Origin of the sequence: Planktothricoides raciborskii GIHE-MW2, from assembly GCF_040564635.1 — a bacterium.
Lineage (GTDB): Bacteria > Cyanobacteriota > Cyanobacteriia > Cyanobacteriales > Laspinemataceae > Planktothricoides > Planktothricoides raciborskii.
The window spans coordinates 2651206-2665424 of sequence record NZ_CP159837.1 but is presented as its reverse complement, the minus strand read 5'-3'; the positions used below and the strand labels follow the sequence as shown (position 1 = coordinate 2665424).

The window sequence follows — 14219 nt, the reverse complement described above, 5'->3', positions numbered from 1 at the left end:
GGCAGGCGTAGACGTAGTAGACGTAGACGTAGGGTGTGTTAGGCTGGCAAATAACTTAAGGCAAAAACAAATAACCTTTATTCCAGCCGTAACGCACCACACACAACAGATAAACTAACAATTATCTTCGTGTCCTCTGTGTCGAAAGTGGTAAAAAAAAGTGGATTCCCGCATTCGCGGGAATGACAGAGAAAAACGCGGGAATGACAGAGAATGACGTAGGGTGTGTTAGGCTGGCAAATAACTTAGGGAAAAAACAAATAACCTTTATTCCAGCCGTAACGCACCACACACAACAGATAAACTAACAATTATCTTCGTGTCCTTTGTGCCTTTGTGGTAAATCCGTAGGGGCGCAATGCTTGCGCCCCTACTTGTGCCCCTACAGATTCTGCCAAGCTTCTTCCTCCAGATGAAAATAGTCTTCGGCTAAATTGAGGTCGCGTTCACTTCGCTGAATTGCCCCCTCTTTTAACTGTTGTCTCAGAATTTCTTTTTGTTTTTGGGCAATATAAGATTTGACCGCTTCGTTAATTAACTGACTACGATGACTGAGAATTGCTTCAGAACTTTCGCTGATTGGCGTAAACCGATCTATCAGTTGAATAGTTTCTTCCGGTAAGGCAATCTGAATAGATTGATTCATCGTGGTTTCCTCTATATATATGTGTGTATATATATGTGTGTGCTGGGTTGGGGGTTGGCAGCGGATGGGATGGGGGTTGGCAACGGATGGGTTGATGGTTGGCAACGGATAAACTAACAATTATCTTCGTGTCCTCTGTGTCGAAAGTGGTAAAAAAATGGATTCCCGCATTCGCGGGAATGACAGAGAATGGCGTATATCTTCGTGTCCTCTGTGTCGAAAGTGGTAAAAAAAGTGGATTCCCGCATTCGCGGGAATGACAGAGAAAAATTGTGTATAACGCGGGAATGACCGAACTGGTTACTCAACCGGGGCATTGCGGATAAACTCCTCAATATCAACCTGGATATAAACTTGCGAATTTCCCGAACTATGACGCATTGGCCCCGTAGACCGACCCTTGAGAACTTCCCCCAACTCTGTGGCAAATTGCCGAGAATCATCGGAAGGTCGCATTGTGATCAATAAATCCGCGCATGGCCCACCATCTTGCAATGCCGTACAAACAGCCGGTTGATTATTCCACGTCCCGTTGGTAATAAAGTTTAGAGTTCCGTTCTCGTAAGCTGTCTGGAAGCGAGGAGAAACTTCATCGCAACGAGATTTTGGATCCCAATCTGACCCGCTAAAGTATTCCGTTGACCAGCGAATAATTGCCCGTTTTTGCCCTCCGGTAAAGGCATAAGTGGTGGGCAACCGCTTGTCCGCCGTTTGGTCATAGCCTTCGCGACAGATAAACTCCGTCCCGGTATCGGATTTTGTCTCTTGGGCGGTGTATTGACTAGAAGTGGTTGGTTTGCTACAGGAAGCGACCAGCAAACTGGCGATAGATACTGTTCCCAAAAGTTTGATATTCATAGGGAGTCCTGCTAAATGCTTGTACTATTTTAGCTACTGAATCAAGACTTAATATCCGCCGGGGGATTAAAGGGCGAAGCATGACCGTATATAGGTTATCGCTGAAAAGCAGAAATCTACTGCGGTCATGCTTTGCCCCTACAGGGTTAGGGCGAAGCATGACCGTATATAGGTTATCGCTGAAAAGCAGAAATCTACTGCGGTCATGCTTTGCCCCTACAGGGTTAGGGCGAAGCATGACCGTATATAGGTTATCGCTGAAAAGCAGAAATCTACTGCGGTCATGCTTCGCCCCTACAGGGGTACGGAAAAACATTGCCCTTACAAATTGCTATTAGTCACCTACAGCCGAGATCCGGTAATTTCCAGATTCGCCGGATTCAGCCGATCGCGCAATTACCGTATAATTCCCATCTTCCGGTAAAGTTATCTCAATTTTGGCGGTAGAATCTTGGGTAGAAATATCATCATTGAAGGCTAATTCTTTGCCCTGGCGATCGCGCAATACCAGATAAGGGTCGATTTGATTGCTGGTCATTTCAATGGTGACGGTTTGCCCTTGTTTCCCGGCAATCAAGTAATAGTCTGCATAGGTATTGATGTTTTGGGCTAAGTCCATGTAAGTGCGATCGCCTTCAGTCAAACTGCCCTCAATTGCTACCCCATTTAACGGTAATTTTTGCCCGGATTTATTCATAATTAAAAATAACCCTGCCCCAACTCCTACTGATATGCCCAATATCCCCAATAAAATTAATCCCCAAGGGCGTTTTGGTGGGGGTGGGGGCGGTGGTGATGGTTGCGTTGTTATTGCTGGTTCTAGTAAAGCTTTTACTGCCGTTAATGCTTCCTTGGCTGTGGCATAGCGTTCTTGATGATTAAACCGCACCATCTTCTCTAAAATATAACCCAAAGCTGGGCTAAATTTTGCCTGATTTTGCCAGACTAATTCATTATTGCTATCGGTTGGTAATTGCTTTAATTCTGAGTAACTAATCCCCGTTAAAGCTTGAATAGCAATAATTCCCACCGCATAAATATCACTGCTTAACTCTGGTTTTCCGATTAATTGTTCCGGTGGGGCATAACCAGGAGTATAAATGACACTCGTGGGATTACTCACCTGAGTCACCACTTCTTTAACAGCCCCAAAGTCAATCAAAAATAAGCGACTATCTACCGTTCGGAGCATAATATTATTGGGGTTAATATCCCGATGAATTACCTTGTGTTGATGCACAACTTCCAGGGGTTCCAGAATATCGATTAACAGTTGAATTACTTTGTCTTCCTGCCAAGGCTGACCGGGCAATAGTTTATGTAACAAAGTATGTCCCTGAATATAGTCTTGAACCAGATAAAATTCGCCATTGTCCTGTAAATACGCTAATAACCTAGGAATGCGATCGCACTTTTGACCCAAATTTTGTAAAGCTTTTGCCTCCCTTTCAAACAATTCAAAAGCCTTTTGTAAAGACGCTGGATCTCCTTTTTGGGGATAAAGTTGCTTAACCAAACAATTAGGATGTCCCGGTAGCTTAGTATCTTGGGCAAGATAGGTTTTGCCAAAACCACCTTGGGCTAATTCTTGGGTGATTTGATAGCGATCATCTAATAAGTGTCCAATCATGGGTAATCTAAAAAATACTTGGTTTAGTTAACATTACATTATAACATTACACAGTTATCTGTGTACTATAAATATCCGGCGTAAAATAAAAATGATGAAATATCACCGTGTATCTAGGTTTATGCGGTGATTTTTTTACATTTTTTGTTTTTATGTTACATTAAAACAAATCTTATTGTTAATCTAAACTTTTAATAAATTTTAACAAAAAAATAAAAAAATAGCTAAAATGATTAATATATGGTAAAAAATAATTTATGGTGAAAATTTGGTAGGTAATAATATGGTCACACAATTACAGCCCCAAACCGATACCCAAACCGATGCGGAAATCATTTATCCTGATAGTGACGGACAACCGATCGCCGATAATACCATTCAATTTCGTTGGCTGACAGTAATTCAGTATAATTTAGCCTGGTTATTTGCCGATCGCCCTGATGTTTTTGTGGCCGGAGACTTACTTTGGTATCCGGTAGAAGGGAATAATAAACTACGCCAAGCCCCCGATGTAATGATAGTTTTTGGAGTAGAGAAAAAAGACCGTGGTTCTTATCAGCAGTGGAAAGACAATAATATCAGCCCTCAAGTGGTATTTGAAATTTTGTCTCCGGGCAATACGGCCAAAGAAATGAACCGCAAATTATTCTTTTACAACCGCTATGGGGTAGAAGAATATTATCTCTATGACCCAGACAGCAACCATTTAACTGGATGGCTGCGTTCTGAAGAATGGCTGGATGTGATTGATGAAATTAATGGCTGGGTTTCCCCGCGTCTGGGAATTCGCTTTGAACTTACATCAGATACATTAATATTATATCGTCCAGATGGTCAACCTTTTGCGGATTATATCCAAGTTCAACAACAGTTAGTTGCCGCCGAAAATCGGGCAGCTATTGCTGAGGAACAACTGCAACAAGAACGTCAGGAAAAGGAGATGGCGATCGAACGGGCTAAACGGTTAGGACAGCTACTCCGAGAAGCCGGAATCGATCCTGATAGTAATTCTCCCGCTTAGTTTGTCTATTTGTTCTATATTCCTCATTCCTCTTTGACGTAAATAATCAGGTGCGTTACGGCGGTCAAATACCTATAATTCTTGTTGATTATCAATTGGTTTCTGACCGCCTAACGCACCCTACCTGACTACTTGGTATAATTTAAATTTCCATGAATCAAAAAAACCGATCGCAGATAAAACGCGATCGGTTGAAAAAGAATATAGCGGTTATTATCGGGATTACAGAGGTTTTGTGGATTCCCGCCTGCGCGGGAATGACAGGGTTTTTTTGTACTTCATAACTACAGAGGTTTTCTGGATTCCCGCCTGCGCGGGAATGACAGGGTTTTTTTGTACTTCATAACTCTGACAAGTGCTGTCTATTCTGAATGTCTACAATCAATCTACTGACTAAGAGAACTATGTAAAATCCATTCTTGCAAAATGGGATTAACCAATTCCGGGGCCTCATCTTGAGGACAATGACCTACCCCTGCCAAGGCAATAAACTTTTCTACGGTACGGAACTTAACAAACTGCTTTCCTAATGCGATCGGTTCCCAAGGGTCATCAATCCCCCAAATTACCAACGCGGGACAAGGCAAAATTGGCAATAAATCTTCTGGTAATGGGCCTTGGGAATAGCTAGTAAAAGCCACAAACACATCCACCGCCCCAGGGTCAGCCGCAGGTTTCATCAACAGATCGATCAGTTCATCGGTGACAGCTTCCGATCGCTTATAAGCCTGCCGGAGAACTTTTCGCACTGTTTCCCTGGTCGCAAGCTGCCGAAAAAATAACTGCGCCACCCATTTAACATTGAGAATTTTTTGGGCAATGGGAGCCCCAACGCGGCGATACCAAGGCATTTCCGCCCGTTTTCGGTCATGGAGTAACCGCAAGGAACAATTGAGTAAAGCCACTTTCCGGGCAATTTCGGGATGGGATACTGCCGCTTGCATTACGGCCACACAACCGATAGAATTCCCCACCAGAAAGGCCGAACCACCAACGACTTCCCGGCAAAAATCCGCAATTTGATCGGCCCAAGTTTCAAAGGTATAAGCAATTTCCACTCCTGGAGTGGGTTTAGCCGAACCCCCAAAACCAATCAAATCAATGGCATACACTCGGCAGTGACTTGCCAGGGCGGGGATATTTTTCCGCCAATGTCCCCAGGAGGCGCCGAATCCGTGGACTAAGACTACCCCAGGGCCGGACGACCCCATCTGTTGATAGCAAATATCCCAACCGCGCCAAGTCCAGGTTTTCGCCGGTAAGTTTAAAAGATTAATTTCAGTCTCAGCAGTGACGGTCATTAGCGGTAAAAGGTAATTTTGAAAAGGAAAACAATTGTAATTTGCACTAGGTTGAGCCTAGTATCCTTAACATTTTGTAACAAAATCGGCAATTTTGTTCTTTGTTGTTGGTTGTTGGTTCTTTGTTGTTGGTTCTTTTCTCTGCAAAACGAATATGCTCTCATAGAATAGACAGCAGTGATTTTTTCAGTCTTGGAAAATGGACAACTATCAAAGCCTCTACCAGCAATTACTTAAACTTGATAATCGCAACTATAAAGCTTACAAAGATATTCAAGGTCGATATGAGTTTCCCGATTTTACTCTACATATAGATTATGTTCAGGGAGATCCGTTTGCGGCGCCCAGTAAGTTACGGGTACAGGTGAGTCAGGATATCGCTGGTTTTCCCCCCGAACTGTATCAAAGTAAGAGTCGAGAAGTTGCCCTGCGAGATTACCTGACCCGCGAATTTGCTCGTTGGGCCCAAAAAATGTCAATGCATCGCGGCAGTGGTAAAAGTGGCCAAATTTCCCTAGCCCGGTTGGGGCAAGAAGTGCTCGATCGCACCTCCTGTTTAATCTCCCCTGAATGGATAGAACTGCGGTTTGTGGTGGGACTGCCCGCCAGAGGTAGAACCATTTTGGGGCGTCAAGCGGCAGAAATTCTCTGTGAGGATATCCCTCATATCGTGCAAAACGCCTTAATTTATGCAAAATTGAATGCGGAAACCATCCGAGAACAAGTAGAAACCGTCGAAGATGCGGACTGGCTGCGATCGCAATTATCTAGCCGGGGCTTAGTTGCCTTTATCCCTGATGGGGCTTGCCTTGCCCGACGCAGTGGCGTAGACGATCGCCCTTTACCGGATGCCATCCCCTTTAAAACGCCCCCCACGTTGCGGGTAGAGTTTAACTGTCCCAACCGGGGCAAAGTCACCGGAATGGGTATTCCCCAAGGTGTCACCTTAATTGTTGGTGGGGGATATCATGGCAAGTCAACCTTATTACGGGCGATCGAACTAGGGGTTTATAACCATCTCCCTGGGGATGGTCGGGAATTAATCGTCACCGATCGCACCGCCGTGAAAATCCGGGCAGAAGATGGTCGGGGAGTATGCGGTGTGGACATTTCCCCCTTTATTAATCAACTACCCCAAGGGCAATCCACCAAAGAATTTTCCACCACCAATGCATCGGGCAGTACCTCCCAAGCGGCCAATATTATGGAAGCCCTGGAAGCGGGGACAAAACTATTACTCCTCGATGAAGATACCTCCGCCACAAACTTTATGATTCGCGATCGCCGGATGCAGTCGTTAATCAGCAAAGACAAAGAACCGATTACCCCATTTATCGATAAAGTCCAGCAACTCCTCAAAGGTCATGGAGTTTCCACCATTCTGGTCATGGGGGGCAGTGGCGACTATTTTGATGTAGCGGATACCGTAGTGGCAATGGATAATTACATAAGCGATGATGTCACGGAAAAAGCCCGACTGGTCGCCCAAGAAATCGCCACAGGTCGTCAGTCGGAAGGGGGCAAACAGTTTGGCCAAATTACCCCCCGCATTCCTATCCCAAATAGTCTCGATCCCAGTCGGGGTAAGCGGGATGTCCGGTTAAAAGTTCGGGATGTGGATGAGGTGGCTTTTGGCACCGAAGATATTGACCTAGGGGCAGTGGAACAAATTGTCAGCAGAGATCAACTGCGGGCGATCGCCTTAGCAATGGTTTACGCCAAACAGCACTATATCAATGGCAAAAAAACCCTCCCAGAAATCCTCAATGCGGTCATGGTCGATATTCAGACCCAAGGCTTAGATATTTTAGCCCCCAACCCCCAAGGGGACTTAGCCCTATTTCGCCCCCTGGAATTAGCCGCTGCCCTCAATCGTCTGCGAACCTTACAAGTTGTAGTTAGGCAAACGCCGTAACGCACCGAAAAAACTTGATTCGTAGCACCGAAAAAACCGGACAAATTGTAGGGTGCGTTAGCGAAGCGTAACGCACCGAAAAAACCTTTCGTTCAAAGGCGCTGCTCAAGGGCGCCTTTGATGACTCTTTGCCCAAAAAGTCATCAAAAGCACAAAAAAAGTGATTTTGTCAAGTATAATGCTGCACTTTTATGCAAACATAGAATAAAATCAATGCATTATAATCATGTTTTCTGATCGAGTGTAACTAAATATACGAAATTACTAGAGCAATGCCGTAAACTAAAGCATTATTAATTGGCTTTAATTGTAATCTTTTAGCTACTACTTTAGCTAATAAGTTTACGGGCAGAAATAAATGCACCACAGACCCCATGAGAAGAAAAGCTGTCATTCCCGCGAAGGCGGGAATCCAAGGATTTACGGTGGGGAACGAAAAGTGCAATTAATTATGTTCACCTAATTATTTTATAATCTTCAAATTTTCCAGCGATTATTTTTATTTTTACTTCTTATTTTAATCTAACATATCCCTATAAATTTGAATGTTTAATGATAGTAATCCTCACGTTAACTTAGGTCACATTAATCTAATTGCCAGTCAATACTTATGCTTAACTATTGTTTTTTATTGGTTAAAATTATAGGAATTACGCAAATCTAGAATTTAATCACTATATATATGGTGGGCAATGCCCACCCTACATATAGATTAGCTGCCTAAGTCCTGAATTAGATAAAAATACCGATAATAAATGCAATTATCTCTAAGCATTATTGACCCTTAAAATACTGCATACAACGTCATCAAGGAATCCAGAATAACCTCAGAAATACTATGAATGAGAATCAATGCTTGGGTAAAGTACACTTAGTGGGCGCAGGTCCCGGAGATCCGGGCTTATTCACAATCAAAGGGAAAACCCTTTTAGAATGTGCGGATGTGGTGGTTTATGATGCCCTGGTTAGCCCGCAAATTTTGGCCATGATTAATCCCAATGCCGAACAAATTCATGCAGGCAAACGGCGGGGATTTCATACAATGGATCAGCAAGAAATTACGCAATTGCTGATAGAAAAAGCCCATGAACACGCCATTGTGGTTCGACTCAAAGGCGGCGATCCTTTTGTGTTTGGTCGTGGGGGCGAAGAAATGCAAGATTTGTTAGCAGCAGGTGTTTCGGTGGAAGTCGTCCCCGGAGTCACCGCAGGAATTGCCGCCCCAGCTTATGCGGGCATTCCTTTAACTCATCGAGATTATAGTTCTTCTGTTACTTTTGTCACGGGTCACGAGGCAGCAGGGAAATATCGCCCGGAAGTGAATTGGCAGGCGATCGCCCACGGTTCGGAAACCATTGTCGTTTATATGGGAGTTCACAACCTGCCCCATATCGTCAGTGAATTAACCGCAGCGGGTTTAAGTCCAGAAACTCCCGTGGCCCTGGTTCGTTGGGCCACCCGTCCCGAACAAGAAGAACTGATCGGCACATTAGGGGCGATCGCGCAGCAAGTCGAAGCTACCGGGTTTACTTCCCCAGCGATCGTGGTTATCGGTCATGTAGTCAACTTGCATCAAACCTTAAGCCAATGTCGTCCAGTGGTGTTTGGTTGAAGTAGCAAAATGTAGGGTGTGTTAGGCTGGCGATTAACTTTGACATAAACAATTAACCTCTATTCCAGCCGTAACGCACCATACGGAGGGTGTAGGGTGTAGGGTGTAGGGTGTGTTAGGCTGGCGATTAACTTTGACATAAACAATTAACCTCTATTCCAGCCGTAACGCACCATACGGAGGGTGTAGGGTGTAGGGTGTAGGGAAGAGTGAATAGTGAATAGTGAATAGTGAATAGTGAATAGTGAATAGTGATATTTAGGCATAGCTTTTCACTTGTACGGGCGAATGGCCATTCGCCCCTACGACTTTTCACTTCTCCCCAGGGTGTAGGGTGTAGGGTGTGTTAGGCTGGCAAGTAACTTGAGAAAAAACAATCAACCTCTATTCCAGCCGTAACGCACCACAGGCGGGCAATTCATACCCAAAATTAGCCAAAATTACCCAAAATTACCCAACGCTAACCAAAACCTGAGTCCCTTCAATTTTGGCTGAATAAGTGGCTAATGGTTCAGTCGCAGGCGCATTAGTCACTTCGCCATCTAAAGCAAATTTAGCCCCGTGGCAAGGACAAGAAAACTCAGAAGCCTCACCTTTCCATTCCACTTTGCAACCTTTGTGAGTACATAAAGCATTCAGGGCGACTAAAGTTGCGGTGCTTTGTGGGTTACGGACCACAATCACCTCGGTGTCCGCAACCTTATTCAATAAGAAACCTTTTTGATCCAATTCCGCCACTGACCCCACTGCCACAAACTCATCAGCGGTGGCCACGGTTTCTGGGGCTGGAGGTGCAGCGGTGTTAGTCGTTGGTGGATTGTCCGTGGATCCAGACTCAGAAGCTTGTGAACAAGCGGCGATCGCTACGGGCAAAGAACTCGCGATCGCACCTACTCCCATCCAGCCTAAAAAAGAACGACGTTTCATAATTGTTACTTGTTGTTTGTTGTTTGTTGGTTGGCAGTAATTGATAATTGATAATTGATAATTGATAATTTGTGATTGGTGATTGATAATTTTGTTTAATTGTCAATTATCAATTATTTTGTGCAATATGCCAAAAACTTAGGCAATATCGTAAGATTTCGACTTTAGAATTAAACTTAGCACAAACCAAAATGTTGTTTGAACCCAAAAATCCGGGTTGGTTAACTCGAAACCTTATGTACCAAAAAATACTATTTCCCTTAATCGAAATTCCCCGAAAAGCCTTACGGGGGGCGCTGCGATTCCGCAAGGGCGGACGCGAAAGCGAATCGCACTTTTGGCTAAAGGGGCTAAAGGGGCTAAAGTGGCTAAAATTTATCGGACTATTCTCGATCTGCTGTTTCCTGGTGGTTAGCTGCGGTCAACCCCAACCACAAAGCCGCACCACTGACCCCAATCGCATTACCATCGGCACCACGGAGAAACTTCGCACCATAGATCCAGCGGATGCCTATGAAATTGCCTCTGGAACCTTCCTATATAATATGGGCGATCGGCTTTACACCTACAAAACCGGCACCACAGAAATTATCCCCCAACTAGCCACCGAACTGCCGAAAATTAGCCCAGACGGGAAAACTTACACCATTCCCATTCGCCAAGGGGTCAAATTCCACGACGGTACAGCCTTCAACGCTGAAGCAATGGCCTTTTCCCTGCGACGCTTTGCGGAAAATGGCGGATCGCCCAGTTCTTTATTATCAGGAATCATGGAATCCGTTGCAGCCACGGGGGAAAATGAGCTTACGATTACCTTGAAAAAACCCTTTGCGGCCTTTACTGCTTTGTTAACATTTCCCGGACTTTGTGCGGTATCGCCCCAGGCTTATGAAATTGGCCAAGGTAAATTTAAATCAGACAGTTTTATTGGCACTGGACCCTATAAATTAGCCAGCTATGGAACCGATTCGATTAAATTAGAAGCTAATCCAGATTATTGGGGCGAAAAACCCGTTAATCAAGGGGTTGATATTCAGCAGTTTTCTAGTACAGCCAATGTTTACAACGCTTTTCTTACCGGGGCGATCGACCTGACTTACGGCACTTTAGACTTAGATCAAATTGCTAACTTAGAATCCCAAGCCGCGAGTAAAGGTTGGCAGGTAATTTCTGGTCGCAGCAATGGGATTTATGTGTTAACCATGAATCAGAAAAATGCGTCATTAGCTAAACTAGAAGTCAGACAAGCGATCGCTTCTTTAATTAACCGGCCACTATTTCAAAATCGAGTATTTCGCGGCCAAATAGAACCGCTTTACAGCTTAATTCCCACCACCCTAACGGAATTTTATCAGCCGGTTTTTCAAGAAAAATATGGGGATGGGGACATTGCCAAAGTAAAAGCAGCCTTAGAAAAAGCGGGATATTCTGCCCAAAATCCTCTGAAATTAGAAATTTGGTATCGGTCAAATCTGAAAAGTAATGGCGATGTGGCAATGACGATCAAAGCTTTTGCCGAACAGGAATTAGGTGGCGCGATCGCCATTGAACTGAAAAGCGTAGAATCTGCTACCGCTTACAACAATTTGGACAAAGGAGTATATCCGATGTTCATCCTCGATTGGAGTCCAGACTTTTTAGATCCAGATAACTACATTCAACCCTTTTTATCTTGCAGCAAAGGGTCAGCCACCACCGGCTGTGAATCGGGAGAAAGTCAACTTTGGGGCTCGTTTTATTACAGCGATCGGGTCAATGAACTCATTGCCCAACAACGTCAAGAACAAAACCCCGAAAAACGGCAACAAATCTTCAGCGAAATCCAACAAATCCTCGCCCAAGACATCCCATTTATCCCACTTTGGCAAGGAAAAGCATATATCTTTGCCCAAAAAAATCTCCAAAATGTCATCCTAGAACCCACCCAAAGAACCCCATTTTGGACAATTAGTAAACAATAAATGGCAAAATTCTAAAAATCCCCCCTTTTTACGGGGGTTTGGGGCGATCGCTTTTTCCCAAGCATCAAAGAAACCGGGTTTCTTTTGTGAATATCAAGAGTTATCTGTGAAATGCGAGAAAGAAACCCGGTTTCTGCTGTTGGGGCAAAGAAACCGGGTTTCTTTTGTGAATATCAGGAGTTATCTGTGGGATGCAAAAAAGAAACCCGGTTTCTGATTTAAGAAAAACTGTAAAAATTTCTTTATTATTCCCCGCATTGATCATGCTGTGAAAATTCTAGGGTAAAGGTGGTTTGACCATTGCCACTATGGACGGAAATTGAACCGCCCAGATAAGAGACTAGCTTTTTCACTAGGGCTAAACCTAAACCCGTTCCCCCTTGTTTCCAAGGATCGGGAGAAGGAATTCGATAAAATTTTTCAAAGATATGCACCAGTTCTGATTCGGGTATTTCTACGCCGGAATTACTGACGGATAGATAAAATTTATTTTGCTGATTATTTTGCCTACAAGTGGCACTGAGGCGAATCACTTCACCGGGATTTGCCGGAGTGTATTTGCAGGCATTATTTAGCATTTCGGAAATGATCCGTCCCAAGGCAGTGGGATCGGTCACTAACGGGGGTAACTCTGGATCGATCGCGACTTCTAGAATATGTTCAGATTTCGCAATGCGGTATTGAAATACTTCAATAACATGGGGCAGCCAATTTTGCAGTTGAATGGGGATGCCATCGAGGGTGTCTATTTCTGCATCTAGACGCTGTAAATCTAATAGATCGTTAATCAGTTTGATTTCGCGATCGCACTCTACTTGTGCCATTTGTAAATAAGCGGTAATTTTTTCTGATGCTGAGGCGGTGTTGATATTGGTTAAGGTGGAAGATCGCTCTTCCCTATTCAGAGAATTTCCCGTAATGCTGCCAGACAATGCCAAAGAATTTTGCTGTGAAGTGAACATATCCAGCATATCCAAAGCCATTTTAATATTAGCCATTGGCGTGCGTAGTTCGTGACACACCGTACTCAAAAAATCGTCTTTAAGCTGATGCAATCTTTCCAGTTCTTTCACCTGGGTTAGGGATGCTTGATAAAGTTGGGCTTGCCGCAGGGCGATCGCGCATTGTGCCGCCACTTGCTGCACCAGTCTCACCTCAAGATCCTTAAATTCATAATCCGCATCATTTCTTAACCAAAGATAACCTAAAATTACTCTCTCATCCTGTTGATTTAAAGAGTTTTTTGTGGAAATATTGGGTTGATTTTCCCGCTTTTCAGAATTTTTTTTGTTGGTCAATACATTTTGCAGGGGACAAGCCAGAATCGTTTCTGATTCTTGGTTAGGATATTCGGTGATCTCGGAAAATTGGAAACATTCTCCCTTCATTAATTGTTGGTAAAGTTGAGGCATAGACTGGAAATTCAAGGGAAAAAACTGACGATATAACTCGGCTTTTTCTGGTACATATGCCGAAAAATTTTGATTTTTTCCGCTGGCTTGACCCGTTGCCTGATAGGAAATCTTAAAAGTTTGACTTTTAGGATCATAAAGAGATACTTGAGTCAGGTTTACCCCAATCACCTGGGCTAATTCTCGCACCGCTGTTTCGATAATTTGATTGGGATCTAAGCTATCCCGCACTTTATCGGTAATGCGTTTTAGCATAGCTTCAACTTCTAGGGATTTTTGCAATTGCGCGGTACGTTCTTGCACTTGCAAATCCAGTTCAGAAGCCAACTTATGATAGCGTTCTTCACTGCGACGCAGTTCTTCTAATGTTTGCTTACGTTCTACTGCATAGCTAATCGCTCGCGACAGCAAATCACAGTCAAATTTACCCTTAACTAAATAATCTTGTGCCCCTTCACGCACCGCTTGTACGGCTAGTTCGCGATCGGTTAATCCGGTCAGCACTAACACGGGCAAAGATTTCGCCGCTAACACGACCTTTTCTAAGGTTTCCAGACCGTGACTATCCGGTAATGATAAGTCTAATAAAATGACATCAAACGGTTCTGATTTTAGGTGAGCGATCGCCTCAGATAAGCGTTCAACGGCGGTAATTTTATATCTGGATAACTGGGCATCTGCCAAGAGTTCTTCAATCAGATCCGCATCCGCTAAGTTATCTTCGACTAATAAAAGATTGATAATTTTTTTGTTCATGGCCAATTTTATGAATATTTTTCAATTTTTTTAGTGGTTTGATTTTTCTTATTGGACAATTTCCTAATTATTGTTGAATTAATTAAGGATGAATAGACATTTTTGTCAGTTGCTTGAATCTCCAATCAAATCATAAGCTATGTTTATCTAGACCATTTATATAAAAAGTTATTTTTCTAT

Annotated in this window: 10 protein-coding genes; 4 read left to right on the top strand and 6 right to left on the bottom strand. The window is 43.7% G+C overall.

The genetic code is table 11. From position 1 onward, the window contains the following. Positions 1 to 382: 382 nt before the first annotated feature. The 3 genes from ABWT76_RS11230 to ABWT76_RS11220 form a co-directional block, all read right to left on the bottom strand. Positions 383 to 646: a hypothetical protein gene (locus ABWT76_RS11230; RefSeq protein WP_354636113.1), complete on the bottom strand. Its 264-nt coding sequence runs from the start codon at positions 644 to 646 to the stop codon at positions 383 to 385. Between the two features lie 300 nt (positions 647 to 946). After that, positions 947 to 1504, bottom strand: coding sequence for a COP23 domain-containing protein (locus ABWT76_RS11225; RefSeq protein WP_354636112.1), 558 nt, complete (start codon positions 1502 to 1504; stop codon positions 947 to 949). A 334-nt stretch (positions 1505 to 1838) separates the two neighbouring features. Further along, a complete protein-coding gene (locus ABWT76_RS11220; RefSeq protein ID WP_354636111.1) occupies positions 1839 to 3134 on the bottom strand; it encodes a protein kinase in 1296 nt (431 codons plus the stop codon). Positions 3135 to 3417: 283 nt separating this feature from the next. Between ABWT76_RS11220 and ABWT76_RS11215 the strand changes: the two genes are divergently transcribed. Next, the gene (locus ABWT76_RS11215; RefSeq protein WP_054464683.1) at positions 3418 to 4155 is read left to right on the top strand and encodes a Uma2 family endonuclease; all 738 of its coding nucleotides are present in this window, start codon (positions 3418 to 3420) and stop codon (positions 4153 to 4155) included. A gap of 386 nt (positions 4156 to 4541) precedes the next feature. On the opposite strand, the gene ABWT76_RS11210 is transcribed toward ABWT76_RS11215, so the two are convergent. After that, positions 4542 to 5456, bottom strand: a complete 915-nt coding sequence (locus tag ABWT76_RS11210) for an alpha/beta fold hydrolase (RefSeq protein WP_054464682.1) — start codon at positions 5454 to 5456, stop codon at positions 4542 to 4544. Between the two features lie 199 nt (positions 5457 to 5655). Between ABWT76_RS11210 and ABWT76_RS11205 the strand changes: the two genes are divergently transcribed. Further along, positions 5656 to 7371, top strand: a complete 1716-nt coding sequence (locus ABWT76_RS11205; RefSeq protein WP_354636110.1) for an ABC-ATPase domain-containing protein — start codon at positions 5656 to 5658, stop codon at positions 7369 to 7371. A gap of 838 nt (positions 7372 to 8209) precedes the next feature. Further along, positions 8210 to 8983, top strand: coding sequence for a uroporphyrinogen-III C-methyltransferase (gene cobA, locus ABWT76_RS11200; RefSeq protein ID WP_354636109.1), 774 nt, complete (start codon positions 8210 to 8212; stop codon positions 8981 to 8983). 450 nt (positions 8984 to 9433) lie between these two features. Here the strand turns inward: cobA and ABWT76_RS11195 are convergent, their stop codons facing one another. Then, entirely contained in the window at positions 9434 to 9910 is a 477-nt protein-coding gene (locus tag ABWT76_RS11195) for a Rieske (2Fe-2S) protein (RefSeq protein ID WP_354636108.1), read from the bottom strand. Between the two features lie 236 nt (positions 9911 to 10146). Between ABWT76_RS11195 and ABWT76_RS11190 the strand changes: the two genes are divergently transcribed. Beyond that, entirely contained in the window at positions 10147 to 11871 is a 1725-nt protein-coding gene (locus tag ABWT76_RS11190; protein WP_354636107.1) for an ABC transporter substrate-binding protein, read from the top strand. A 245-nt stretch (positions 11872 to 12116) separates the two neighbouring features. On the opposite strand, the gene ABWT76_RS11185 is transcribed toward ABWT76_RS11190, so the two are convergent. After that, positions 12117 to 14039 (bottom strand): ATP-binding protein, encoded by a 1923-nt coding sequence (locus tag ABWT76_RS11185; RefSeq protein WP_354636106.1) that lies wholly within the window; start codon positions 14037 to 14039, stop codon positions 12117 to 12119. Between the last annotated feature and the right edge of the window lie 180 nt (positions 14040 to 14219).